21 protein-coding genes, 1 tRNA gene and 6 pseudogenes are annotated in these 20,914 nt (G+C 53.1%); 14 read left to right on the forward strand and 14 right to left on the reverse strand.

What is annotated here, in order from left to right; genetic code table 11:
- Positions 1-370: 370 nt before the first annotated feature.
- Positions 371-829 (reverse strand): thiol-disulfide oxidoreductase DCC family protein, encoded by a 459-nt coding sequence (locus IF654_RS14095; RefSeq protein ID WP_047280839.1) that lies wholly within the window; start codon positions 827-829, stop codon positions 371-373.
- Between the two features lie 208 nt (positions 830-1,037).
- On the opposite strand from IF654_RS14095, the gene IF654_RS23120 reads away from it, so the two are divergent.
- Both IF654_RS23120 and IF654_RS14105 read left to right on the forward strand, forming a co-directional pair.
- On the forward strand, positions 1,038-2,801 hold the full coding sequence (locus IF654_RS23120) for a methyl-accepting chemotaxis protein (protein ID WP_194862298.1): 1,764 nt from the start codon (positions 1,038-1,040) through the stop codon (positions 2,799-2,801).
- Between the two features lie 456 nt (positions 2,802-3,257).
- Complete coding sequence (locus tag IF654_RS14105) at positions 3,258-4,478, forward strand: acyltransferase family protein (RefSeq protein WP_094987506.1); 1,221 nt, start codon at positions 3,258-3,260, stop codon at positions 4,476-4,478.
- Here the strand turns inward: IF654_RS14105 and IF654_RS14110 are convergent.
- The 8 genes and pseudogenes from IF654_RS14110 to IF654_RS14145 form a co-directional block, all read right to left on the reverse strand.
- Positions 4,381-4,611 (reverse strand): annotated as a pseudogene (locus IF654_RS14110) (tail protein X). The gene IF654_RS14105 and the pseudogene IF654_RS14110 sit on opposite strands and share 98 nt — an antisense overlap.
- A gap of 31 nt (positions 4,612-4,642) precedes the next feature.
- Positions 4,643-5,181: pseudogene (locus IF654_RS14115) on the reverse strand (glycoside hydrolase family 19 protein); the annotation flags it as partial.
- Positions 5,169-5,755, reverse strand: a pseudogene (locus IF654_RS14120) (phage late control D family protein); the annotation flags it as partial. The pseudogenes IF654_RS14115 and IF654_RS14120, both read right to left, overlap by 13 nt.
- 130 nt (positions 5,756-5,885) lie before the next feature.
- Complete coding sequence (locus IF654_RS14125; protein WP_230683708.1) at positions 5,886-6,347, reverse strand: DUF6392 family protein; 462 nt, start codon at positions 6,345-6,347, stop codon at positions 5,886-5,888.
- 119 nt (positions 6,348-6,466) lie between these two features.
- The gene (locus IF654_RS14130; protein WP_047276259.1) at positions 6,467-6,934 is read right to left on the reverse strand and encodes a DUF6392 family protein; all 468 of its coding nucleotides are present in this window, start codon (positions 6,932-6,934) and stop codon (positions 6,467-6,469) included.
- A 1-nt stretch (position 6,935) separates the two neighbouring features.
- The gene (locus IF654_RS14135) at positions 6,936-8,327 is read right to left on the reverse strand and encodes an S-type pyocin domain-containing protein (protein WP_194862296.1); all 1,392 of its coding nucleotides are present in this window, start codon (positions 8,325-8,327) and stop codon (positions 6,936-6,938) included.
- 97 nt (positions 8,328-8,424) lie between these two features.
- On the reverse strand, positions 8,425-8,631 hold the full coding sequence (locus IF654_RS14140; protein WP_194862295.1) for a tail protein X: 207 nt from the start codon (positions 8,629-8,631) through the stop codon (positions 8,425-8,427).
- A pseudogene (locus tag IF654_RS14145) lies at positions 8,606-8,812 on the reverse strand (phage tail protein); the annotation flags it as partial. The gene IF654_RS14140 and the pseudogene IF654_RS14145, both read right to left, overlap by 26 nt.
- Positions 8,813-9,240: 428 nt before the next feature.
- Between IF654_RS14145 and IF654_RS14150 the strand changes: the two are divergent.
- The 3 genes and pseudogenes from IF654_RS14150 to IF654_RS14160 form a co-directional block, all read left to right on the forward strand.
- Complete coding sequence (locus IF654_RS14150; RefSeq protein WP_047275768.1) at positions 9,241-9,789, forward strand: hypothetical protein; 549 nt, start codon at positions 9,241-9,243, stop codon at positions 9,787-9,789.
- A gap of 440 nt (positions 9,790-10,229) precedes the next feature.
- A pseudogene (locus IF654_RS14155) lies at positions 10,230-10,736 on the forward strand (transposase family protein); the annotation flags it as partial.
- Positions 10,730-11,428, forward strand: a pseudogene (locus tag IF654_RS14160) (tyrosine-type recombinase/integrase); the annotation flags it as partial. The pseudogenes IF654_RS14155 and IF654_RS14160, both read left to right, overlap by 7 nt.
- A 107-nt stretch (positions 11,429-11,535) precedes the next feature.
- Here IF654_RS14160 and IF654_RS14165 read toward each other — a convergent pair.
- Positions 11,536-11,623: transfer RNA gene (locus tag IF654_RS14165), tRNA-Ser, on the reverse strand.
- A gap of 123 nt (positions 11,624-11,746) precedes the next feature.
- Between IF654_RS14165 and IF654_RS14170 the strand changes: the two genes are divergently transcribed.
- The 8 genes from IF654_RS14170 (at position 11,747) to IF654_RS14205 (ending at position 16,303) form a co-directional block, all read left to right on the forward strand.
- Positions 11,747-12,418 carry a Bax inhibitor-1/YccA family protein gene (locus IF654_RS14170; protein WP_048366141.1) on the forward strand — a complete coding sequence of 224 codons (672 nt, stop codon included), beginning with the start codon at positions 11,747-11,749 and terminating at the stop codon, positions 12,416-12,418.
- Between the two features lie 109 nt (positions 12,419-12,527).
- Positions 12,528-12,920, forward strand: coding sequence for a sulfurtransferase complex subunit TusD (tusD, locus tag IF654_RS14175; RefSeq protein ID WP_047282758.1), 393 nt, complete (start codon positions 12,528-12,530; stop codon positions 12,918-12,920).
- 1 nt (position 12,921) lies between these two features.
- Entirely contained in the window at positions 12,922-13,284 is a 363-nt protein-coding gene (gene tusC / locus IF654_RS14180) for a sulfurtransferase complex subunit TusC (protein ID WP_047275774.1), read from the forward strand.
- Positions 13,284-13,583: a sulfurtransferase complex subunit TusB gene (tusB, locus tag IF654_RS14185; protein WP_047275776.1), complete on the forward strand. Its 300-nt coding sequence runs from the start codon at positions 13,284-13,286 to the stop codon at positions 13,581-13,583. Before tusC ends, tusB begins: the two co-directional genes overlap by 1 nt.
- Positions 13,580-13,915: a TusE/DsrC/DsvC family sulfur relay protein gene (locus tag IF654_RS14190; RefSeq protein ID WP_047280847.1), complete on the forward strand. Its 336-nt coding sequence runs from the start codon at positions 13,580-13,582 to the stop codon at positions 13,913-13,915. The genes tusB and IF654_RS14190 overlap by 4 nt, the downstream gene beginning before the upstream one ends.
- Entirely contained in the window at positions 13,912-14,913 is a 1,002-nt protein-coding gene (locus tag IF654_RS14195) for a glycosyl transferase family protein (RefSeq protein WP_194862293.1), read from the forward strand. The genes IF654_RS14190 and IF654_RS14195 overlap by 4 nt, the downstream gene beginning before the upstream one ends.
- Positions 14,914-15,000: 87 nt before the next feature.
- Complete coding sequence (locus IF654_RS14200) at positions 15,001-15,999, forward strand: glutathione S-transferase family protein (RefSeq protein WP_194862292.1); 999 nt, start codon at positions 15,001-15,003, stop codon at positions 15,997-15,999.
- A 76-nt stretch (positions 16,000-16,075) separates the two neighbouring features.
- Positions 16,076-16,303: a YheU family protein gene (locus tag IF654_RS14205; RefSeq protein WP_047275783.1), complete on the forward strand. Its 228-nt coding sequence runs from the start codon at positions 16,076-16,078 to the stop codon at positions 16,301-16,303.
- Here IF654_RS14205 and csrA read toward each other — a convergent pair.
- Both csrA and IF654_RS14215 read right to left on the reverse strand, forming a co-directional pair.
- Positions 16,300-16,503 (reverse strand): carbon storage regulator CsrA, encoded by a 204-nt coding sequence (gene csrA / locus IF654_RS14210; RefSeq protein ID WP_047277029.1) that lies wholly within the window; start codon positions 16,501-16,503, stop codon positions 16,300-16,302. The two genes, IF654_RS14205 and csrA, sit on opposite strands and share 4 nt — an antisense overlap.
- Before the next feature lie 173 nt (positions 16,504-16,676).
- Positions 16,677-17,009 (reverse strand): YnfA family protein, encoded by a 333-nt coding sequence (locus tag IF654_RS14215; protein WP_047282762.1) that lies wholly within the window; start codon positions 17,007-17,009, stop codon positions 16,677-16,679.
- A 207-nt stretch (positions 17,010-17,216) separates the two neighbouring features.
- On the opposite strand from IF654_RS14215, the gene IF654_RS14220 reads away from it, so the two are divergent.
- Positions 17,217-17,369 carry a DUF3309 family protein gene (locus IF654_RS14220; RefSeq protein WP_047282763.1) on the forward strand — a complete coding sequence of 51 codons (153 nt, stop codon included), beginning with the start codon at positions 17,217-17,219 and terminating at the stop codon, positions 17,367-17,369.
- Between the two features lie 66 nt (positions 17,370-17,435).
- Here the strand turns inward: IF654_RS14220 and IF654_RS14225 are convergent, their stop codons facing one another.
- Positions 17,436-19,514 (reverse strand): LTA synthase family protein, encoded by a 2,079-nt coding sequence (locus IF654_RS14225; protein ID WP_047280850.1) that lies wholly within the window; start codon positions 19,512-19,514, stop codon positions 17,436-17,438.
- A gap of 329 nt (positions 19,515-19,843) precedes the next feature.
- Positions 19,844-20,716, reverse strand: coding sequence for a polyamine aminopropyltransferase (speE, locus tag IF654_RS14230; RefSeq protein WP_047275790.1), 873 nt, complete (start codon positions 20,714-20,716; stop codon positions 19,844-19,846).
- Positions 20,717-20,914 lie beyond the last annotated feature (198 nt).

Here is a 20,914-nt window from a genome sequence, read left to right on the forward strand (position 1 = left end):
CTCTGTGCGTAAGCGCATCGACAGAGCAGGTTCTCGAATCAGTCAGATAGGAGGTGCTGCGCAGGTAAATAGATGCCGAGCGCAGTATAGGAAGTGTCTTGTAGTCCTTTTCACCATATACACCGCCATATCTGGTGAAAAATGTGGCCTTACTGACTTTGGCCTCATAAAAGTCTGGATCTTGTGTTTATTAACCCGAAAATCAATTGAAATATATTGATACAAGATATTCTTTACAAATCAGACAGTTAGATTATATGTCGCGCGCAAGGTGATTCAGCCGCTGCGGCAGACGGCCAATGGCTTGAGCGATAGGTGGAACATCCACAGGGTGGCTGACTGAATATTCGCGACAGGTGGGCGCCCGACGCTACTGTCCTGACGAAGGCGTCGAGTTGTCGGCTTTTGGCTTACTTGGCGCAATATCGCACTGAAGGTCGTGACAGCGTCGACTGCCATCCGGATGCGGTAACCACGCCAGGTGCGGGCGCCAGCGGCAAAAAAACCGGTACCCCAGATTCAGTAAGGGCCTCATCACGGGCCATGACAACGGCGTGACCCAAATGCCGAGACCGGCGGCGCGCCAACTCCACAAGGTCGCGTCCAACCCCATCACCCAGTCCCCATCACTGAACCTGGCATGCAAGGATGACTGCATGGCCTCAAGGGAAAACCCCACAGCGCTGGCGTCAAATCCATCTTCACTGATATCGACAAAAAGAAGCCGGGCCGGTGAGGCTTTGGCGCGCAACAGTTTTATTTCCTGGGCGCAGAGCGGGCATGCGCCATCAAAATAAAGCGTGAGCGGCCACTGCGCATTCTTGTACATAGCCTGATTACCCGTATAAGTTTTTTCACACACTATTCTCAAAAAATCAGGCTGACAACCGGCGTGGCCACTCGCTTGAAGGTGCGCATCCGCTAAGGGGTCAACCGCCCCGCAACCGTTGCACACAGCAGTAGCGCCCGCTCAAGGTTTTGCACTGACAGCCGATAAATCAGCACTGAAGGTTCGTCCATATTTTAGGAAACGCATCATGCTCAATCTGTTCCGTAAGAACCGTGTACTGGACGTCATCGAAGCGATTGAGCAAACACAGGCCGTCATCGAATTCGACATACAGGGCAATATTCTGCGTGCCAACCCACTCTTTCTGGACCTCTTTGGGTATTCCATTGAAGAGGTTAAAGGTCGTGCGCATAGCCTCTTTACCAAGGCCAGTGAGGCAGACAGTCAGGCATACAGTGATTTTTGGCGGGACCTTCGAAGCGGAAAACCACAGTCAGGCGAGTTCAAGCGCTATACCAAACACGGCACACCGGTCTGGATTCAGGCAACCTACACCCCTGTTTTTCGTCGCGGCAAACTGCAACGCATTATCAAATTCGCCACGGATGTGACTGCCTCCGTTATTGAACATGCGCGCGCGGACGCTCAGATTGCCGCCATTAACCGTGCACAGGCCATTATCGAGTTCAGCCCTGATGGCACGATTCTCGATGCAAACGATAACTTTCTTAAACTCATGGGTTATTCACTCGACGACATTCGGGGTGAAAAACACTCTATTTTCGTCCCGCCCGCTCAACGTCAGTCGAAAGCCTATGCTGACTTTTGGCAAAAATTGCGGGCGGGCCACTACGAAACGGCCGAATATCAACGAATGACCAAGCGTGGTGATTCGGTGTGGATTCACGGCAATTACAACCCGATCATTAATGCTGAAGGCAAGGTTGTCCGGGTGATCAAATTCGCAAATGACATCACGGCAGAAGTCATGCGCAACCGCGAGTTCAAATTACTGTCACTGGTTGCCAACGAGACCGATAACGCCATTGTCATTACGGATAAAGACGGGCTTATCCAGTATGTGAATCAGGGGTTTACGAAGTTGACGGAATACAGCCTGGAGGAAGTTCGAGGTAAAAAACCGGGGCATTTCCTCCAGGGCGCCGCCACGGCCCCCCACACTGTGGAGCAGATTCGGGATGCCGTCAGTCATCGCCGCCCGATCTATAACGAAATTCTCAACTATAAAAAATCCGGAGGTCACTACTGGATTTCCCTGGCCATCAATCCTGTTTTCAGTGACGCCGGTGAACTTGAGTATTTCATTTCTATCCAGGCCAACATTACCGACACCAAAGAACTCTCCCTTGAGTCGGACAAGCGCTTTAAAGCCATCAGTGTCAGTAACGGCGTCGCGGAATGGGAAACCAATGGCCAGATGAGCACGGCCAACGACTATCTGGTGCATCACTTGGCTCACACCGATTTACCTGAACTCTTGGCCCGCAAACACAACTTGCGCACTCTCCTGAGCCCGGAAATATTCACGAAACTGCTTAAGGGCGAACAATTCGCGGGCGGTTTCGCCATCCCGTCCAAAGACGGTCGGTCCATCCAATTCAGCGGCGCGCTGTGCCCCATTACCGACTCAATCGGCAATATCAAGCGCATCGTAAGTTATGGCGTGGACGAGCAAACCAAGCACGATGCCTCGCAAGTCACTGACCGTGAAATGCGGCGCGTACAAGAATCCAGCACACAAATTGCCAATATCATCGGCACGATCAACTCCATCACCGAGAAAACCAACTTGCTCGCCCTCAACGCCGCGATAGAAGCCGCACGCGCGGGCGACTCGGGCCGGGGGTTTGCAGTCGTAGCCGACGAAGTGCGCAAGCTGGCCCAACAGTCTGCCGTTTCGGCTAAAGAAATCACTCAATTGGTGAACGAAAGCAGTGGCCGAATCGATCGCCTGAGTGACTCTCTCAATGCACTTCTCTCTTCGTCATAAACAAGACGAGTGAGGAACGGTATTCAAGCCTTGAAGTGGGTATCCACTACGGGCCACATCTGTACACCCAATCAACCAGACTGAATAAGTAGCATCGTGTCGTGACGGGAAAAGAGGTCGGTCTGTTGGATAGCAGATTGGGGAAGCTGGCATCGAGCCGCGCTGCTCAGGGGTGGATCAGTGACTGGGCTATGTCACCTCAGAGTGACGGTCATTGATCACTGCGGTGATGTCGCTCCGTCTGCAACGATGCGCAAGGTAGACTTCATGACTGGATTCCAGAAGGGAGGCCATTAGTAAGATGGCTTCCAACGGGCGCTATAGGCTGAAACAAGGCATTCATTGAGGCGCATCTCGTGCTTTTTGGGGCTCGACCACAGACCCGGGCATGAGGACTGTTATAGAATTTGCGCGTAGGAAAATTAGCTTGATGACATAGGAATTCGCGCAAGCTCCATGAAAAAACAATTACCAGCCTTAACGTCCCTGCGTTTTTTTGCAGCCGCGATGATCGTTGTTCAGCATGCCGCTGGCCATTTTGGTGTTTTTAAAGATCTGGCTAAAAACTATGCTTTGGACCAAGGTGTATCGTTCTTCTTTGTTTTATCAGGCTTTATTCTGACCTATACACATGGAAACTTATCCGGCGTTAAAAACTCAATTTATTTTTTATGGGCACGGATTGCGCGAATTTGGCCTTCTCACGCCACCACCATGATTACCTTTTACATTCTTTGGGCCTATGTATTTAGCACCGGTTACAGCCCAGACATCAGCACAACACTTAGCAATCTGACGTTAACTCAATCATGGATACCCTACCCTTCCTACTTCTTCTCATACAACGGAGTTTCTTGGTCCTTATCAACAGAGCTTTTTTTCTATGCCATGTTCCCTCTATTGATTATCAACATCCGTAAAAACTGGCCACTGAAACTTTTATTTTCAGTATCACTTTTAGGGCTTAGTTTTTTGATCATCAGTATCACACGACCTCCTGCCGTGATTACGGGAGACATCATTACGTCAGCCTCTTGGCTGTATATCTGGCCTCCTGCAAGGCTTCTGGAGTTTGTCTTCGGCATGTTAGCCGGGCTGGTGGTAATGCAAAAAAGTGACTCGCTACTCGACTCACGCTGGTCAGCCATCTACGGCTTCATGGCTCTGACAATCATGATTTGTGCAGGTATCTTGGTGCCTAATCTGTCCTCCTGGATGTTATCGCATCAGTGGATCAGCCTCCCACTTGCCGGGTGGTTAAATGCCAGTGGAGCGGCCCCTTTTTTCGCCCTTGGAATATTACTTTTAGCTATCAGCAAAGACTTTATTACGCGAGCATTGTCTTTCAAACCGCTCGTATGGCTAGGAGAAATAAGTTTTTCAATTTATTTAACCCACCAAATCATACAAAAGACATTGAGTCTCCATCCGCAGTGGTTCGCTTCAATCGATCAGAGCGTGCAGATGCTGGGATACTGCATATTTGTCATTATTGTGTCCTTCTTGCTGTGGCGTTTTATAGAGAAGCCTGCACAAAAACTTATGCTTTCGCCATTCAAAAATAATACAAAAACTTTGGTTAATGCCTTACAAGCAAAAAGCCCTCCACCCACAACATCATCCCCTCATTACTCAGCACGAGTAAATCCGGCATGTGAATCAACAGCTCCGCCTTGAACGGTTGAACCTTTTCGACCAGCCCTTGGTTGGCGTCGAGCACGGCCTCGACCGTGCCATTGAGGTCGCCTTAGTAGTTCTGGCAGAGGGTGTCGAGCACATCACCGCTAGCTGTTATGCAAGTCGTCGCCATAGCGCACAAACTCCAAGGTAAAGCCCTGCTTTCACGGGATGCCACCTTGCAGCAGGGCGCTTTGTTCTTCTTCGATGTTTTTCATACACCAGTTGCCACGCACGTCGCCGTAGCCGGTGGTCAGGCCCAGAGGCTGGAGTTGGGCGCCGATGCTGCGCCGGGTGATGGTGTCGAATTGGCCTGCACCAGCCTGGGTGTTAAGCCCCCTGCTCGCCAGAACCAGGCTGCTGAAATGCAGGCGTGCTGGTTTTTTTCCAACAGATCGGGATGATTGACCAGTTCAAAGGCCAGCGCTTCACCACATGCGGTGTAGTTAATGCGGCCGGTGATTTGGATCAGACCACGGCCGCGATACGTCTGGCCGTCGCCGTCCGCCTCAGGTGTATTGCCCAAGCGCTTGGCGAGAGAGCCGGTGTCGTATTTGCTCAGGTACTGGTCGCTGCCCAATTTGCGCACGTAGCGAAACTGACCGGATTCGTGACCGATCTGAGCGATGAAGGCGACGATGCGTTTCGTGCCGACGATATGGAATTGGATCATCGCGGTGGATAGAACAGGAACAAAAAACGGCTGACGTCGCTGCGTGTCAGGATGACGATGCCCAGCGCTGCACCAAGTGCGCTTTGTCCTTATTGGCTCTGCATGACCAGCAGCTTGCCGTCCGCCACCTTGGCGGTGCAGTCGAACTGCTTGGAAAGTCGGGTGATGAAGTTGAAGTCTGCCTCGCTGAGCTGATCTGCACGAGGCACTACCGTGTCGACCAGCCGTTAAGTGCCGCTACGTCCTTGACGATGCTGGCCAGGCTCGCCCCTTCCCAACTGCCGCTGCGCGTAGTCTTGCCACTGCCGCGCATGTCGCTGGCTTTACCCCGGATCACCAGCGTATCGGTTGGGCCGGACAACTCGACCTCGTCCACGGTACAGCGCCCGAGGCGGGTTAATGCGGTGCCGCTGTAGCCGAGGAATACTTCGATACTTGCCCCACGGCTTGGCAATGACACGGCGCTATCATGGTCGTCGATGCGCAGTTCAAAGTCGTCGGACTCCATGCCGAGTTTGTCACTGGTTCGCAATGAAAGCAGGCGGTCGTTGATCAGCGCGGTGATGTCAGCACCGTCTACGACGATGCGAAAAGTTGGTTTCATTGTCGTTAAACCGTAGATATAAAAAAGCCTCGACGAGTCGAGGCCTTAAAATTAGAAATATTAAATGATCAGGGGCCGTGGAATAGAACCGATATCCCAGGCCTAGTCTTAGTCGTTCACTGCCAAAGTACTAGGCATGTGATACTTCGTTAAGTCTGAACACTACCATTTCCACTTCCATCTCTAAGTTGTATTTAAAAACAACTTTGGTATTTTTGAGCATTCCTGGAAGACGATAGATATCGTGTCCACCCGTCATGCCGAGAACGGGAACTTTGAACGGCGCCCTTGACTCCAACGGTATGCCAAACTTGGAAATAATCCACCCCTGATTCATATAGCTTTTAAGTTCATAAGGTAATGTTCCCTTATAAAGGGATTCTCCTTCGAAACTTTCCAGCAAGCTAATAAAAAATTTTTCAAATCGTTTATTATTGGCCCAAAAGCCAAGTTCAACGCCCGGCGTCGTCATCATTGATAAGGTGTCACTGTCGTCGAACATGCCTATTGGCGGACCGCCCGGAAGATAAAGACCTGACGCAACCATTTCAGGATAGGTGCGTCCAAGACTTTTAACCAAGTCATCAATCATTGCTGCATTCATATCAACATAGGCCTGGTTGTTGATGATGTCTACGAAAATCGGGGCGTACCGTTTCGATCTGCGCATCGTTAAAATTTAGACCAGCTGACAAATTTGATTGCGTCGCCCTACGTGTCTTGGCCTATGAGGCTGAACACTAGTCCACTCACTGCCCATTCGAGGTTGAACTGGAATACCGTCTTGATATTTTTAACTGTATTTGGAAAGCGATATGTATCCCAGCCCCCTGTCACTCCAATCACTGGCATTTTGATAGGTCCTTTTGACTCTAAAGGTTCGCCGCAATGTGATCTTACCCAAGTTTGATCCATACGGCGTTGGAGCTGGTACGGCAAACTCCCTTCGTATACCGAGTCGTCATCGAAGGTTTTAAGCAAATAGATATGGATTGATCCAAGGTGTTTATTCGCTGAAAACCCTAAATCTATTCCGGGCGCAGGCGACATATACGAGGTCTCATCACCATCGAACATACCCTTGGGAGGCCCGCCCGGGAGGTACATACCGGAGGCAATCAACTCCGAGTAAGTGCGTCCAAGACTTTTTACCAAGTCATCAATCATTGCAGCGTTCATATCAATACCAGCCTTGTTGCTGATGGAGGTTGTGCAGGTCGATCCGCGCTGTTTCGATCTGCTCATCGGTAAAACCTTCGTCGAGTAGATAAGGCTTAATGGCGTTGAGATTGGAATCTACAGCTGCGCGCAGGTCAGCGGCATCCATAATTTGCTTGGCCTTTGTATTTCTGCCGCCATATGTCTCGCTATATTTGTGATGCGCCACGCGCGGAATAGCGATACTTGGCGCATTTTGCAGAATTTTTTTTAGAACCTTCGGGTGCGTGCCTGGTTTAAGTGTAACCACATATTCTCTTAAAGCTCTTTGCGACGGCATGTGATCGATGTCGAGACCGTCCTTTGCACTCCGACTGGAAAGGTCATTCGCGGGGCCGACCTCCAGAGGATTGACCATCGGCTTCGCAAAGACAAGGTACAGCGACTTGATCCCGGAATCCGCCGGGAAAGTGATGATGCAGTCCTCGACGGTGAACTCATCAATAGGCGAGCCCTGAATTTTGCTGTCGTCCCCTTCGCTGATCGGGTGAACCAAAATGTTCGCCAGTTCATCGGTCACGCCTGGGTAACGGGTGGGTGCGGTTACCACGGGGCCTTTGTTCGGTGTCCAGATAATCGTGATTCCGCCGAGATGGGCTTCCATTGCACTTTTATCGGCGTTCCATTTGGCATGAATCACCGGAACCGAGTCTTGACCTGACTGGGCGCTGGTGTGGATACCGTAGACCTGTAATGCCCCATTAGCGTCATTGCGAAACTGGAAGCGAACTCGCGTCGTGGCAGTACGCATGTCACGCAATTGTTCTTCTGTGTAGAAAGAATCGTCCCCGAGCATTGTCGGGGTCATGGCCATTATCACCACGCGCCCCACAGGCCCCGCCGCGTTTTTAAGCACCATCCCGGCCATTTCAAGTGACCATACGAAACTTCTTAGAATGAGTTCTCCCGCGACTCTCCCCAACCCGACCTCGGTCGCGGAGGCAGCCATAATCATAGTTTTGCCGAAGTTCGTCGCGGGCTCACTGCCGGTACCGGCGTGGGTAGTACCCCAAGGGGCCGTGCTGATGGACTTGGCGAAGGTAAGATCAGTCCGTTTTTTGGGAGCTGGCCATTCCTCTTTCAACATATAAACAGGATCTGGCTCAGGCATGGGGCAGAAAAAACCGCCGCCCCCCGCAGCATTGGAACTGTTTGTAACCAGCACCCAATCACCGTTTCTGACGGCATTGAGAATGTCCTGATTACTGTTGATCGTGTAATGATCACGCAAGAGTTCATCCAGCCCTTCAAGGCTTGACCGATTGCCCTCCAGCATTTTTCTTACTGTGCTCTCGGCAGAGTGTGACGGCTCCGCATCACTGGCCCCGCGAGCAGTGCTTTTCATTAAACGCATAGGTTCCCTCAGCGCTTGAGTCATCTCCGGATGTTACTACGCAGGGTTAGACGCACTTTGTAGGAACAATCTGAATTTACCAGCACCCCGTTTTAATCTACCCCCACAGCATCACCACCTCATCACTCGGCACGGGCAAATCAGGCAGGTGAATCACCAGCCCGGCCTTGAACGGCTGAACCTCTTCGGCCAGCCCCTGGTTGGCATCGAGCACGGCCTCGACCGTGCCATTGAGGTGGCCGTAGTAGTTCTGGCAAATGGTGTCGAGCACGTCGCCGCTAGCTGTTCTGCAAGTCGTCGCCATAACGTACAAACTCCAAGGTAAAGCCCTGTTTACGCGGAATGCCGCCTTGCAGCAGGGCACTCTGTTCTTCTTCAATGTTTTTTAAACACCAGTTGCCCTGCACGTCGCCGTAGCCGGTGGTCAGGCCCAGCGGTTGAAGTTGGGCGGCAGCGCTGCGCAGGGTGTCGAGTTGTTTGATGCCTGAGGCAATCAAGAAGTTGAACGCCTCGGTGTCACACGATTTAAGCTGATTCGCCAGGCATTGCAGTACGTGGGCGTTTTTTTAGTCCTGGCGCTGAAATTGTGGCAATCACGTATGTAAACATGATGCATCTATGGGTGGAAAAATAGCAGCAGATACTTAAACCCCATGAAAGTCATGCAGTACAACCTGAACTAGTTACTTGAATCATAATCACCGTTGAAGCAGACTTCCTAGCTGACACCTTCCCACCCAAATTAAACCCAGGAAATACCTTCCCTCGCAAAGTGAAACGGCGCGTTGCATAGGGGCTATGCAAAAATGCGTTTGAGTTGACTGATGTGGAAGTAGATTGCTAACCTGCAAGGCGTTAGGGCACCTCGACATTATTACCTCTTGGCCCAATTTTTTCCGGGGGAGCAGACAAGGTGGTTGATTTTAAAAAAAACCTGAACGGCATAGCAACACGCATAAAAAGCACGTTCTCTTTTTTATTTTTAACTTTATTTGTTCCTATTTTTTTAGTGTGTCAAATAATAGAATTCAATGACGACGTGATTGACGGCTTTCAACTTACAGGCCTCGGAGTCATATCTGGACTGATCGTTCCTTATGTCTATTTCAAAATGCGCAGATTAATTTTTAATCATAAAAAATCCAACCCCCTAGATAAACTCAACTATCCCCAGCGCAAGCAAATACGTGAAGCCCCCTACATTTATATTATTTCTATTTTTGCCGGCCTTGTCGCAACGACTGCGCTCAACAACTGTTTCTCTGTCGCCGAGCGAACCGAGCAATTTAGGGTCGCAGGGTTTGGAACAAAACATTCAGGCAAATCCAGTTATCAATATGCAGTTTTGATAAGCGGCGATAAAAAAGTCATCTATCGTCTATCCAGCAGGGATAAATTCGAAGAGCAACAGCTTGTTGCAATAAGACTTAAAAAAGGAATTCTTGGGTATTGGCACCCATAAAAACATGATTCTTTACCAATATAACTGGCGTTTAGTTTGTGTTTTCAGTCTCTGAGCAACATCAAGAGCCATCGCAGGATGTGCCGAGAAGAAAGCACTCGACTCGAAAAGATTTAACCGGGCATACCGCAGTAGAACGCCTACCTAACGTGCATTGGTAGCTGCCAGCAGCTCTGATGAGGAAATCCTGTATTCGCGGTACTCGGCCATTTGGCTCGTTATAAAAGCGCTAGCGCACAAGCTTTTCAGGTTATGGGTGGCGCCTTAATAGACGTTCGCGGGGGCGAGCAGTTGTACCAATGCATCAAGAAGTGGCGGATATCGCGCTGGGCTTCTTGAGCCGTTCGGTAACCCGTGGTCAGTATCCACTCCGTTTTCAAGCTGCGGAATGAAACCGGACACCCATTTAGGCGAGACTGCTCGCCAGATCGAGGCCTCAGATGACCAAACAACGCCGTTCCTTTTCTGCTGAATTCAAACGCGAGGCTAGCGACCTCGTGCTCAAGCAAAACTACAGCTACATCGAAGCCAGCCGTTTACTCTGCGCCGTTGAGTTGATCAGGTTCAAAAGGAGCGCCAAGGCGTCACCTCGCAGAGCAATCGCTTACACAGGAACAGCAGAAAATCCAGGAGCTGGAAGCTCGGGTCGCCCGCCTTGAACGGGAAAAATCGATTTTAAACAAGGCTACCGAGCTCTTAATGTCGGAAGATCACGAGCGTACGCGCTGATCAATCAGTTGAGCGTCCATGAGCCGATTGATTGCCTGTGAAAGCAGCTCGGTCGGTTCAAAGTGCGTAGCCTGATGCGCGAGCTTGACCTCGTCAGTAAACAGCCCGGATCACATGCCTATAAAGGAGCGACGGTTGAACGGTTGGATATCCCGAACATATTGAATCGGGAGTTCGATGTTCCAGCATCCAACCAGGTGTGGTGCGGCGACATTACAGGGACGCCCGGACTGCCAAGGTTCGGGCCAACCGCGAGATCGCCACTTTGTCCCACGTGTTCAACATGGCCAGAGAGTGGGGCATCACCACCAAAGAGAATCCGTGCCAAGGCGTGCGAAAGAACCGCGAGAAACCGCGCGACTATTATGCCAACGATGTGGTGTGGGCTGCTGTGTACAGCAAAGCGCCCCAGGAACTCAAAGACGCTATGGATCTGGCGTACCTGACAGGCCAGCGCCCTGCTGACGTGTTGATGATGCGCAAAGACGATGTAGAGGGTGGTTTCTTGATGGTCCAGCAGAATAAGACCGGGAAGCGACTCAGAATTCGCGTGAACTCTGACGGGCAAGTTAACAGCTTGGGAAAGTTACTCAGCCAGATTGCCGAACGTAATGCCAGGCTAGTAACCAGCTATTTGATTGTAAGCAAAACAGGAATACGCATGACCGCGACGATGTTGCGCAAGCGTTGGGATGAGGCGAGAGAATCAGCCAGAACATCCGCGATGATGGAAAACGATTCGTTATTGGCAAGCAAGATTGCCGCATTTCAGTTCAGGGATATCCGTCCCAAAGCAGCCTCTGAAATCGAAGATATTGGCGAGGCCAGTCTGCTGCTCGGGCACACGAAGGGAGATATTACGCAAAGGGTTTACAGGCGTATTGGAGCTACGGCTAACCCCTCTAAATGAGCTGAGTTATGGAACACATCACCCAAAATCCCCTTTCAGCAGCACCCTTTCTCAAACCCCGAAAACGACAAAGCCCGTCTAGGACGGGCTCTGTCGGTGTAGCAATATGGCGGAGGCGATGGGATTCGAACTCATGGACCTGTTACAGTCGACGGTTTTCAAGACCGTTGCCTTAAACCACTCGGCCACACCTCCTAACGTTGTTGCGGGCGCCATAATACCTGAACGAAACACGTTGTCAAACTCTCTTGATCGCTTGTTGCAGAGCCTCTGCTATGATCTTTGCTACTTAACATTTCAATACACAGGAGTATCGCCATGCGCGAACAGGATTACGCAGTTAATAACAGCGTGCAGGCCGAGCAGCTAGAGGTTAGCCGCGTCCTGCGCAACACTTACGGTTTACTGGCTTTAACCCTCGCTTTTAGCGGTGTGATGGCTTTCGTCGCGCAGCAGATGCGTGTCGGTTACCCAAACATTTTCGTTGTATTGATCGGCTTTTATGGTCTGTTCTTTCTCACCAACAAGCTGCGTGACTCGGTGTGGGGCCTGGTGTCGACGTTTGCACTGACGGGCTTTATGGGTTTCCTGCTCGGCCCGATCCTTAACCGTTACCTGGGTATGCAAGGCGGCGCTGAGGTCGTGGGTTCTGCCTTTGCGATGACGGCTCTGGTTTTCGGCGGCCTGTCTGCTTATGTGTTAATCACCCGCAAAGACATGAGTTTCCTGGGCGGTTTTATCACTGCGGGTTTCTTTGTACTGCTGGGTGCAACGCTGGCGAGCTTCTTCTTCCAGATCAGCGGATTGCAGTTGGCTATCAGCGCCGGTTTTGTGCTGTTCTCTTCGGTCTGCATTCTGTTCCAGACCAGCGCCATCATTAATGGCGGCGAACGTAACTACATCATGGCGACCATTAGCCTGTACGTGTCGATCTACAACCTGTTCATCAGCTTGCTGCAAATTTTCGGCATCATGAGCCGCGACGACTGATCCAGCAGTTGTTTGGCAAGAGCCCGCCTCGGCGGGCTTTTTGCTGCCTGGTGCAAGCATCTTGAGCCTAGTGGCTTTATCATTGCGCGAGTTTTGCAGAGAGCACCCCATGAAATTTGCTATCGCCCTATATTCTGCGGCCCATGCGCCCTCTTCCCGGCGAGCCCTGCGCTTTGCCGAAGCCGTTTTGGCTGGCGGACATGAAATTGTGCGCCTGTTCTTCTATCAGGACGGCGTGTATAGCGCATCGAGCAACATCGTAACGCCTCAAGATGAGCCTGATCTCGCACAGCAATGGGCAGCTTTTGTGTCTGAACACCAACTGGATGGCGTGGTCTGCATTGCCGCCGCCTTGCGTCGAGGTGTGCTGAATGAGGCAGAGGCCACGCGCTATCAGCGCTCAGCAGTGAATTTGACAGCGCCTTGGGATTTGTCCGGCCTCGGCCAATTGCACGATGCCATTCAGGCTGCGGATCGGCTGATCTGTTTTGGAGGGGATTAAGATGCCCAAATCGTTACTGATTATCAGCCGACAAGCACCGTGGTCTGGCCTGGGCGCGCGTGAAGCCTTGGACATCGCGCTCGCGGGCGGCGCATTCGACCTCCCGATTGGGCTTCTATTCCTCGACGACGGCGTGTTTCAGCTGTTGCCTGAGCAACACCCCACCGCCCTTGAACAAAAGAACCTGACGGCCAATTTGCAGGCGTTGTCGATGTTCGGCGTAGACGATTTGTTCGCGTGCGACGCCAGCCTCCACGAGCGCGGACTCGCACCCACAGCGTTGGCCGTAGAGGGCGTGCAGACTTTGTCCACACAACAAATCAGCGCTCTCATCGCCCGTCATGACCAGGTGATAACCCTCTGATGTCGACCTTACATGTTTTGAGCCACTCTCCTTTTTCTGATACGCGCCTCGGAAGTTGCTTGCGTCTACTCTCGGCTATCGACGGCATTCTGCTCTGTGGCGATGCTGTTTATGCCCTCCAACCGGGCACCCTCCCTCGCGAGACGCTCGATAACATGAGCCCGGCACTCAACCTTTACGTGCTCGATGAAGACCTGCAAGCCCGCAACCTCCTGCCCCCGGAGTGGGCTACACGCGTCGACTACCCTGCATTTGTCGAACTGTCCCTTCACTATGACAAGGTCAACACCTGGCTATGACGGTCCTCACTCTCGACGGCAGATCCATTGAGCTGGATAAGGACGGTTATCTGGCCGACCTGAATGACTGGTCGCCCGAGGTGGCCACGGCACTGGCGGTGCAAAATGACATCGAGCTGACCCCGGACCACTGGGAGATTCTGCAGCTGCTGCGCAACTTCTACGACGAGTTTCAGCTCTCGCCCGCCACGCGGCCCTTGATCAAATACACCGCGCTCAAACTGGGGGCAGAAAAAGGCAACAGCCTGCACCTCAATCGCCTGTTCAACGGCACCCCTGCCAAACTCGCCGCAAAACTGGCGGGCCTGCCCAAACCGACCAACTGCCTATGAACACCCCTGCTGCGCTGACGCTAACCACTCCCGCCGAACATCCTTTCGCTCAATTCGTACGCATTTTGGGCAAAGGTAAACGCGGCGCGCGCAACCTGACCCGTGAAGAAGCGCATGAAGCGATGGGCATGTTGCTCGACGAGAAAACTGAAGAGGCCCAGCTAGGCGCCTTCCTGATGCTGCTCAGGCACAAAGAGGAAAGCCCGCAAGAGCTGGCCGGTTTTGTGGATGCGGTCCGGGAACGACTGTCTGCGCCGACCATTCCTGTTGATCTCGACTGGCCCACCTACGCGGGCAAAAAACGCCATCTGCCGTGGTACTTGCTTGCGGCAAAATGCCTGGCCCAGAACGGCGTGCGCATCTTGATGCATGGCGCAGGAGCTCATACGGCCGGGCGCCTTTACAGCGAGCAACTGCTCGACGAATTGAACATTGCGCTGTGCCGCGACTGGGCACAGGTCGAAAGCGCCTTGCAGCAGTACAATCTGGCCTTTTTCCCTTTACAGGACTGGGCACCACAGCTGCAACACATGATCGATTTGCGCAACACGCTCGGCCTTCGCTCACCGATTCACTCATTAGCGCGCCTGCTTAATCCGCTCCACGCCCGCTGTGGACTGCAAAGCATTTTCCATCCGGGTTATCAAAGCGTGCACCGCGAAGCCAGCACGCTGCTGGGTGACACCTGCATCGTGGTGAAAGGGGATGGCGGTGAGATCGAGATCAACCCCGACTCGATCAGCCACCTGTATGGCACGGCTAATGGCCTTAGTTGGGACGAAGAGTGGCCGGCGTTATCGGCACAGCGGCACGTGAAACCCGCCTTTCTGGACACACTGCAACTCAAGGCCTTTTGGCGCGGGGACTTCGAAGACAGCTATGCGCAAAAGGCTCTGTTATCGACCATGGCCCTGGCTTTGCGCGGGCTGGGCACGCCCCGGGAACAGGCCTTCGTCATTGCCAAAACGTATTGGGAAAACCGCAACAAATCGATTTAACCGATGGGTTACGCCCACGTTTTGCGCTATTCGTTCGAACTCAGACCATTAGACTGAACTCCAAAGCGAAACCGCCAGGAGCTTCACATGGGCTTATTAATTGATGGGCATTGGCATGACCAATGGTATGAAAGCAGCAAAGACGGTGCGTTCCAGCGAGAGCAGGCACAGCGCAGAAACTGGATCACGCCCGATGGCGCGCCCGGTCCAACCGGAATTGGCGGTTTCGCACCCGAGACCGGTCGCTATCATTTATACGTTTCTCTGGCCTGCCCATGGGCCCATCGCACGCTGATAACCCGCACCCTCAAGGGCCTCGAACCCTTGATCGGCGTGTCCGTGGTGAGCTGGCTGATGCTGGAAAATGGCTGGACGTTTGATCGCGCTTACGGCTCCAGTGGCGACCACCTGAATAACGCTGACTTCCTGCATCAGCTGTATACACGCGACACGCCCGATTACACCGGCCGCGTCACCGTACCGGTACTTTGGGATACCCATCTAAAGCGCATCGTCAGCAATGAATCGGCGGATATCATTCGCATGTTCAATAACGCCTTTGACCCCCTGACGGGCAATCGACTCGACATGTACCCGACCGCATTGACGAACGACGTAGATGGCTGGAATGAACGTATCTACCCCGCCCTCAATAACGGTGTCTATCGCGCCGGTTTCGCCACGTCCCAAACGGCGTATGAAAGCGCCTTCGACGATGTGTTCAACGAACTCAACCACCTTGAACAGCACCTGGCAGAACATCGCTATCTAGCGGGCGTTTACCTGACGGAAGCCGACATACGCCTGTTCACCACCCTCATCCGGTTCGACGCTGTCTACTACAGCCACTTCAAATGCAATGCGCGCAGAATCGACGATTACGACAATCTGTCCAATTGGCTACGTGAGCTGTATCAATGGCCCGGTATCAGTGAGACCGTGAACTTTACTCACATCAAAGGTCATTACTACGCCAGCCACCGTACGATTAATCCCACGGGGATCATCCCCAAGGGGCCTGATCTGAGCCTTACCTCGGCCCACGACCGTGACCGCCTGAAGGGGCGCGGGATCTTCACTCGCTAGCGCTTGAGCACGTTTGAGTACTGGCACCGGGCGACGGGTGCCAGTAGCATCTGCGCATTGATCAAGAGAACCCCTCATGCTTATCCCCTACGACCAACTTGAACCCGACACACTGACTCACCTCATTGAAGATTTCGTCAGCCGTGATGGCACGGATAATGGCGACGACACACCTCAGGAAACCCGCGTACTGCGCGTTCGCCAAGCCCTGAGCAAAGGTCAGGCGGTGATTTTCTTTGACCTTGAAAGCCAGCAATGCCAGTTAATGCCCAAACATGCCGTGCCAAAAGAATTCTTCGATTAACGTTTGCGCGCAGTGTGAATGGATACCGCTGCGCCTTGCTGTTGACGTATACGTTCATAGACTTCAGCCCGATGCACGCTCACGTCTTTGGGCGCCTCTATCCCCAAGCGCACATGATTGCCATTGACGGCCACAATCCGGACCGTGATGTCCTGGTTGATTGAAATGTATTCGCCGACTGAACGGCTCAGAATCAGCATGGCGCTCATCTCTGCTTGATGGGTGGGCATCAAGACTGCATCGCGCAAAAACACGCTTCAATCCCTACAACGAAAAACATCCCACACCTACTTCTACAAAGAACAATTCCTACATCCTAAAATCCAAAACCCTACACTCCTACCCGTAAAGCCCCCCCCTTCTGCACCGCCTTTCAAGCACTGGTGAAACGCGGTCCCAGCAAAATGATGGTCGCGCCGATCACGCATAACCCCACCCCGACCCAATCGGTAGCCAGCGGCCTGACTTTTTCCACCGCGGCCAGCCATGCAATGGACGTGATGATGTAGATACCGCCATACGCAGCATAAGCACGCCCTGCGTACGCAGCTTCGACTTTGGTCAGCAGCAAGGCAAATAGGGCCAGGCTCAACACGGCAGGCACCATCCACCACGCACTCTTGCCCTGACGCAACCACATCCAGAAGCCATAACAACCAGCAATCTCAAACAGGGCCGCTAAAAAAAACCAGACATAGTTGAGCATGTTTAACCTCGAGCAATCAGCAAGCGGGCCACCCTACCTGCACGCCCGAACCCCGGCAATGCCTGAATTTTTGAATCAACTTAAATAAGTTTGAATTAATCCCGTCTCGTCGCAGTCGGACGTTATAAGCACTGCCCACCCTTGTTTCTCAAGCAGCGCCCCCTGACACCTTGCTTGTTGCTTGATCCCATTAATAAGGAATTCACCATGACCACGATTCTTCTCATCATCCTGATTCTGCTGCTTGTTGGCGGGCTCCCCGTGTTTCCTCACTCTAAAAACTGGGGTTATGGACCTTCAGGGATTATTGGTGCCGTACTGGTCGTCCTGCTGATTCTCTTGTTACTCGGCAAGATCTAGCGCTTTAACCTGTTCTACGCACAATAAAAAAGAGGCCCTCAGGCCTCTTTTTTATTGGGTGATGGCTTATTTGGGATCAGCCACACCGGCGGTGTTATCCAGCAGACTTTTGGTGGCCGTCTGCAGGAATGACTCCAGCTTTTGCTTGAGTTCGGCTTCGTGTGCAGAATCGTTCACCACCTTGGCTTCAGGGTTGGCACCCAACGTGTATTGCCACACTTTGGCCGGCATGTCCTTTGGCTGAACCAACAAGTGATCATCGCTGATGATAGCGACAGTCTGATCGCTGCCCGACGGCTTGATCACACCACTGCCCTTGTCGCCCGCAGGCAACGTCAACAGGTCGCGACCCCAGCATTGCTGGCGAAATTCGCCGCCCAGGCGACCCATGATGGTGGGCACAATATCCACTTGAGTCCCCACGATGTCGCTGCGTGGACCGAATTTTTCCTGAATCCCCGGCCCGATGAACAGCAATGGGACGTTGAAGCGGCCCAAGTCCATTTCAGAGATTTGCTGCTCGTTACCAAAGCCATGGTCACCGACGACGACAAACAGGGTTTCCTTGAAGTACGGCTCCTTACGGGCCTTTTCAAAGAACTGGCCCAACGCCCAGTCGGAGTAGCGCATGGCCGTCAAATGCTCATTCAACGAGCCGCGATCCGTCACAGGCTCAACCGGCAAGGGGGTCGGCAACGCATACGGCGTGTGGTTGGACAAGGTTTGCAGCAGTGCGTAGAAAGGCGCCTTGCCCTCACGCTTTTTCAGCTCTTCAAGACCCCGGTTGAACATGTCCTGATCGGACACACCCCATGTAGGATCAGAGAACACAGGATCAACGAAATCGTTGCGCCCTACGAAGGTAGTCATGCCCTGGTTGCTGAAGAAACCGGACTGGTTGTCCCAGGCAAAGTCGCCGTTATAGACATACACATCATCAAAATTGCGGGCGCCCAGCAGTTCCGGCAAGCCCGAGAGCTTGTGGCTGCCTTCCGGCGTCTGCATCAGGTATTCAAAACCCGGCAGGTTCGGGAAGCACGCCATCGTGGCAAACATGCCTTGGTGGGTGTGCGTGCCGTTGGAGAAAAAGCGCTCAAACAACAGCCCCTCTTTCGACAGTTTGTCGAAGTAAGGCGTGATATTGCCCGGGCGGCCCAGCGCACCAACCGAGTGGCCAGCAAAGCTTTCCATGAGGATAACCACCACGTTCTTGATCGGCAGCGTTCGCTCCGCAGGTGGCGTGGTGTCGCGACGCACGGGGGCCGTATCCGGATCGACCAGCTTGTCGTGTTCGGTTAGCAGCATGTCACGCACAGTGCCCACTGCGACGGGATCTTCAAGCGTGGCCTTCCAGATGTTGGTGCGCTCGTCAGAGAACCGGCTCTTCGCTGCGGCGATCAAAGAAAGCGAACCATTGAGGCCCAACTGGTTAGCGAAATTGGAATCGGTGGTGTAAGCATCGCCCCAACGCAGCGGAGGGCCTTGACGCAAGGTGCCACGTGCGGCAACCACACACACCAACAACACCACCACAAACACGGCAATCCGCGCATACCACGGAGCGGCTGCACGAACAGCACCAGTACCGGCAGCCGGCAGTGCCGGACGCGTGGCGCGGTCAACCCCGCGGAAAGCGAAGTACAGCACCCCGGTGCCCACCGCCCACGCCAGCAAGTAACGCACTACCGGGAAGCCATACCACAGCATGCTCATCACGGTTTTCGGGTCTTCCTTCACGTACTGGAAGACCAAGCCGTTAAGCCGTTGATGGAACTCTCGGTAGAAGTCCATCTCCATCAGGCCCAAAAACAGTGCCAGACTCGATGCAGCGGTCAACCAGAAGCGCATCACGCCGCGCTGGGCCATCGCTTTTACGCTGAGCAAGGCCAACAGCAACGGGATGCTGAGGTACACCACGATCCGCAGGTCAAAGCGCAAGCCATTGGCGAACGCTTCCAGAAAAGTCGACGCGGGGGTGTCGAGGATCATTTCCCGGTTATAAACCAGCAATGCAACCCGCAGCAGGGTAAACATCACCATCATGACCAACGCGCATAACAGCGTAAAAGCCAGATGCGATTTGACGGTCGGTTGCAACCCACGCATTCCAGCGTTGGGTTGTCTTAGGGCGTCCGGGTTTGCCATGTCGTTTTAGGACCCATTGATTCGGTTGGTGTGACATCGAGTGCGCATCTTGCGCCCTGGCAACGCTGCCGCGAGGCAGTGCCGTGGGGTGTACATGCGCGGTGGGCAAATGTTGCACAATCGCCTGTGGTTGAACACTGGCGAGGTGCGGGTGCAGCGCAGAATCAGACTCCGGGGCGTTGCGAAAGCATCATTCCAGAGCCCTTCAAGCAAGACGATGCGCGTTAATACTGGCGCGGATTCTCTTAAATGAAACGTGAAAATTTTGTTTAAAGCATATTTTGAAACACAAGAAAGGGCCTTTCGGCCCTTTCTTGTGTTTCAGCTTTTTAATCGTTACTTGCTTTATTGATGGCCTGCAACACGTACTGCGGCATGGCAAATGCTCCGATGTGAACCTCGGGATTGTAGTAACGCGTCACGATCCCGCTGCCTGCGAACCGCTGACGCAAAGTTTCAAGCGGGAGCTTGCGGTAGGCACTGTCGGTGGAGCCCCAGGCGAAGGTCATCGCGCCACCAATGTAGGTCGGCACGGCAGCCTGATAAAAATGCCAGTCAGCAAAGAGACTGCGCAGGCGCCCGGCCGTGGTTTTCACTTCTACGATTTGCATGAACGGCGTCCCGTTTTGCGTGACCAGCACACCGCCTTCATTCAGGCAACGATGGCAAGCTTGGTAGAAGTTCTCCGAAAACAGCACTTCGCCCGGACCGATCGGGTCGGTGGAGTCCGAGATGATGACGTCAAATTTTTCTTCGGTGGTGGCCACAAAACGCATGCCGTCGTCGATCACCAGGTTGAGACGTGGATCGTCGTAGGCGCCGTTGGAGTGGTTGGGCAAAAACGTTTTGCACATGTCCACTACGGTGCCGTCGATCTCGACCATGGTGATGTGCTCGATGCCGCGGTGCTTGGTCACTTCCCGCAGCATGCCGCCGTCGCCGCCGCCGATGATCAGTACGCGCTTGACCGAACCGTGGGCCAGGATCGGCACATGGGTGAGCATTTCGTGGTAGATGAATTCATCGGCTTCGGTGGTCTGGATGACGCCGTCCAGAGCCATGACGCGCCCCATCACCGGATTTTCGAAGATCACCAGGTGCTGGTGGTCGGTGCGCACTTCGTGCAGCAACTTGTCCATGCGAAAGCGCTGGCCGTAGCCCTGGTACAGCGTTTCGAGATAGTCGGTTTTAACTTCGGTCATGGGAAGTCCCCTTGAATGCTGGTGGCAACGGACGGTCACCCGCCCATGATCGACAGTCAAACTGCACGCCGCAGCGCGGCACACACGTTCAATTGCCCAAGAAAGGCGCGCATTCTACTTCGGGGAAGATGACAGGTCGAACCTTGAGGCGGACAAACACCCTGAACTGCCGCATTTTTTGTGCGGCAGGTCACTCAA

This window comes from Pseudomonas lundensis (genome assembly GCF_015377145.2).
GTDB lineage: Bacteria > Pseudomonadota > Gammaproteobacteria > Pseudomonadales > Pseudomonadaceae > Aquipseudomonas > Aquipseudomonas lundensis.

What these genes read in the sequence shown, in the direction of transcription:
- IF654_RS14095 (WP_047280839.1), bottom strand. Translation starts at nt 829, where the DNA reads ATGTACAAGAATGCGCAGTGGCCGCTCACGCTTTATTTTGATGGCGCA.
- IF654_RS23120 (WP_194862298.1), top strand. Translation starts at nt 1,038, where the DNA reads ATGCTCAATCTGTTCCGTAAGAACCGTGTACTGGACGTCATCGAAGCG.
- IF654_RS14105 (WP_094987506.1), top strand. Translation starts at nt 3,258, where the DNA reads ATGAAAAAACAATTACCAGCCTTAACGTCCCTGCGTTTTTTTGCAGCC.
- IF654_RS14125 (WP_230683708.1), bottom strand. Translation starts at nt 6,347, where the DNA reads ATGATTGATGACTTGGTTAAAAGTCTTGGACGCACCTATCCTGAAATG.
- IF654_RS14130 (WP_047276259.1), bottom strand. Translation starts at nt 6,934, where the DNA reads ATGAACGCTGCAATGATTGATGACTTGGTAAAAAGTCTTGGACGCACT.
- IF654_RS14135 (WP_194862296.1), bottom strand. Translation starts at nt 8,327, where the DNA reads ATGCGTTTAATGAAAAGCACTGCTCGCGGGGCCAGTGATGCGGAGCCG.
- IF654_RS14140 (WP_194862295.1), bottom strand. Translation starts at nt 8,631, where the DNA reads ATGGCGACGACTTGCAGAACAGCTAGCGGCGACGTGCTCGACACCATT.
- IF654_RS14170 (WP_048366141.1), top strand. Translation starts at nt 11,747, where the DNA reads ATGCGCGAACAGGATTACGCAGTTAATAACAGCGTGCAGGCCGAGCAG.
- tusD (WP_047282758.1), top strand. Translation starts at nt 12,528, where the DNA reads ATGAAATTTGCTATCGCCCTATATTCTGCGGCCCATGCGCCCTCTTCC.
- tusC (WP_047275774.1), top strand. Translation starts at nt 12,922, where the DNA reads ATGCCCAAATCGTTACTGATTATCAGCCGACAAGCACCGTGGTCTGGC.
- tusB (WP_047275776.1), top strand. Translation starts at nt 13,284, where the DNA reads ATGTCGACCTTACATGTTTTGAGCCACTCTCCTTTTTCTGATACGCGC.
- IF654_RS14190 (WP_047280847.1), top strand. Translation starts at nt 13,580, where the DNA reads ATGACGGTCCTCACTCTCGACGGCAGATCCATTGAGCTGGATAAGGAC.
- IF654_RS14195 (WP_194862293.1), top strand. Translation starts at nt 13,912, where the DNA reads ATGAACACCCCTGCTGCGCTGACGCTAACCACTCCCGCCGAACATCCT.
- IF654_RS14200 (WP_194862292.1), top strand. Translation starts at nt 15,001, where the DNA reads ATGGGCTTATTAATTGATGGGCATTGGCATGACCAATGGTATGAAAGC.
- IF654_RS14205 (WP_047275783.1), top strand. Translation starts at nt 16,076, where the DNA reads ATGCTTATCCCCTACGACCAACTTGAACCCGACACACTGACTCACCTC.
- csrA (WP_047277029.1), bottom strand. Translation starts at nt 16,503, where the DNA reads ATGCTGATTCTGAGCCGTTCAGTCGGCGAATACATTTCAATCAACCAG.
- IF654_RS14215 (WP_047282762.1), bottom strand. Translation starts at nt 17,009, where the DNA reads ATGCTCAACTATGTCTGGTTTTTTTTAGCGGCCCTGTTTGAGATTGCT.
- IF654_RS14220 (WP_047282763.1), top strand. Translation starts at nt 17,217, where the DNA reads ATGACCACGATTCTTCTCATCATCCTGATTCTGCTGCTTGTTGGCGGG.
- IF654_RS14225 (WP_047280850.1), bottom strand. Translation starts at nt 19,514, where the DNA reads ATGGCAAACCCGGACGCCCTAAGACAACCCAACGCTGGAATGCGTGGG.
- speE (WP_047275790.1), bottom strand. Translation starts at nt 20,716, where the DNA reads ATGACCGAAGTTAAAACCGACTATCTCGAAACGCTGTACCAGGGCTAC.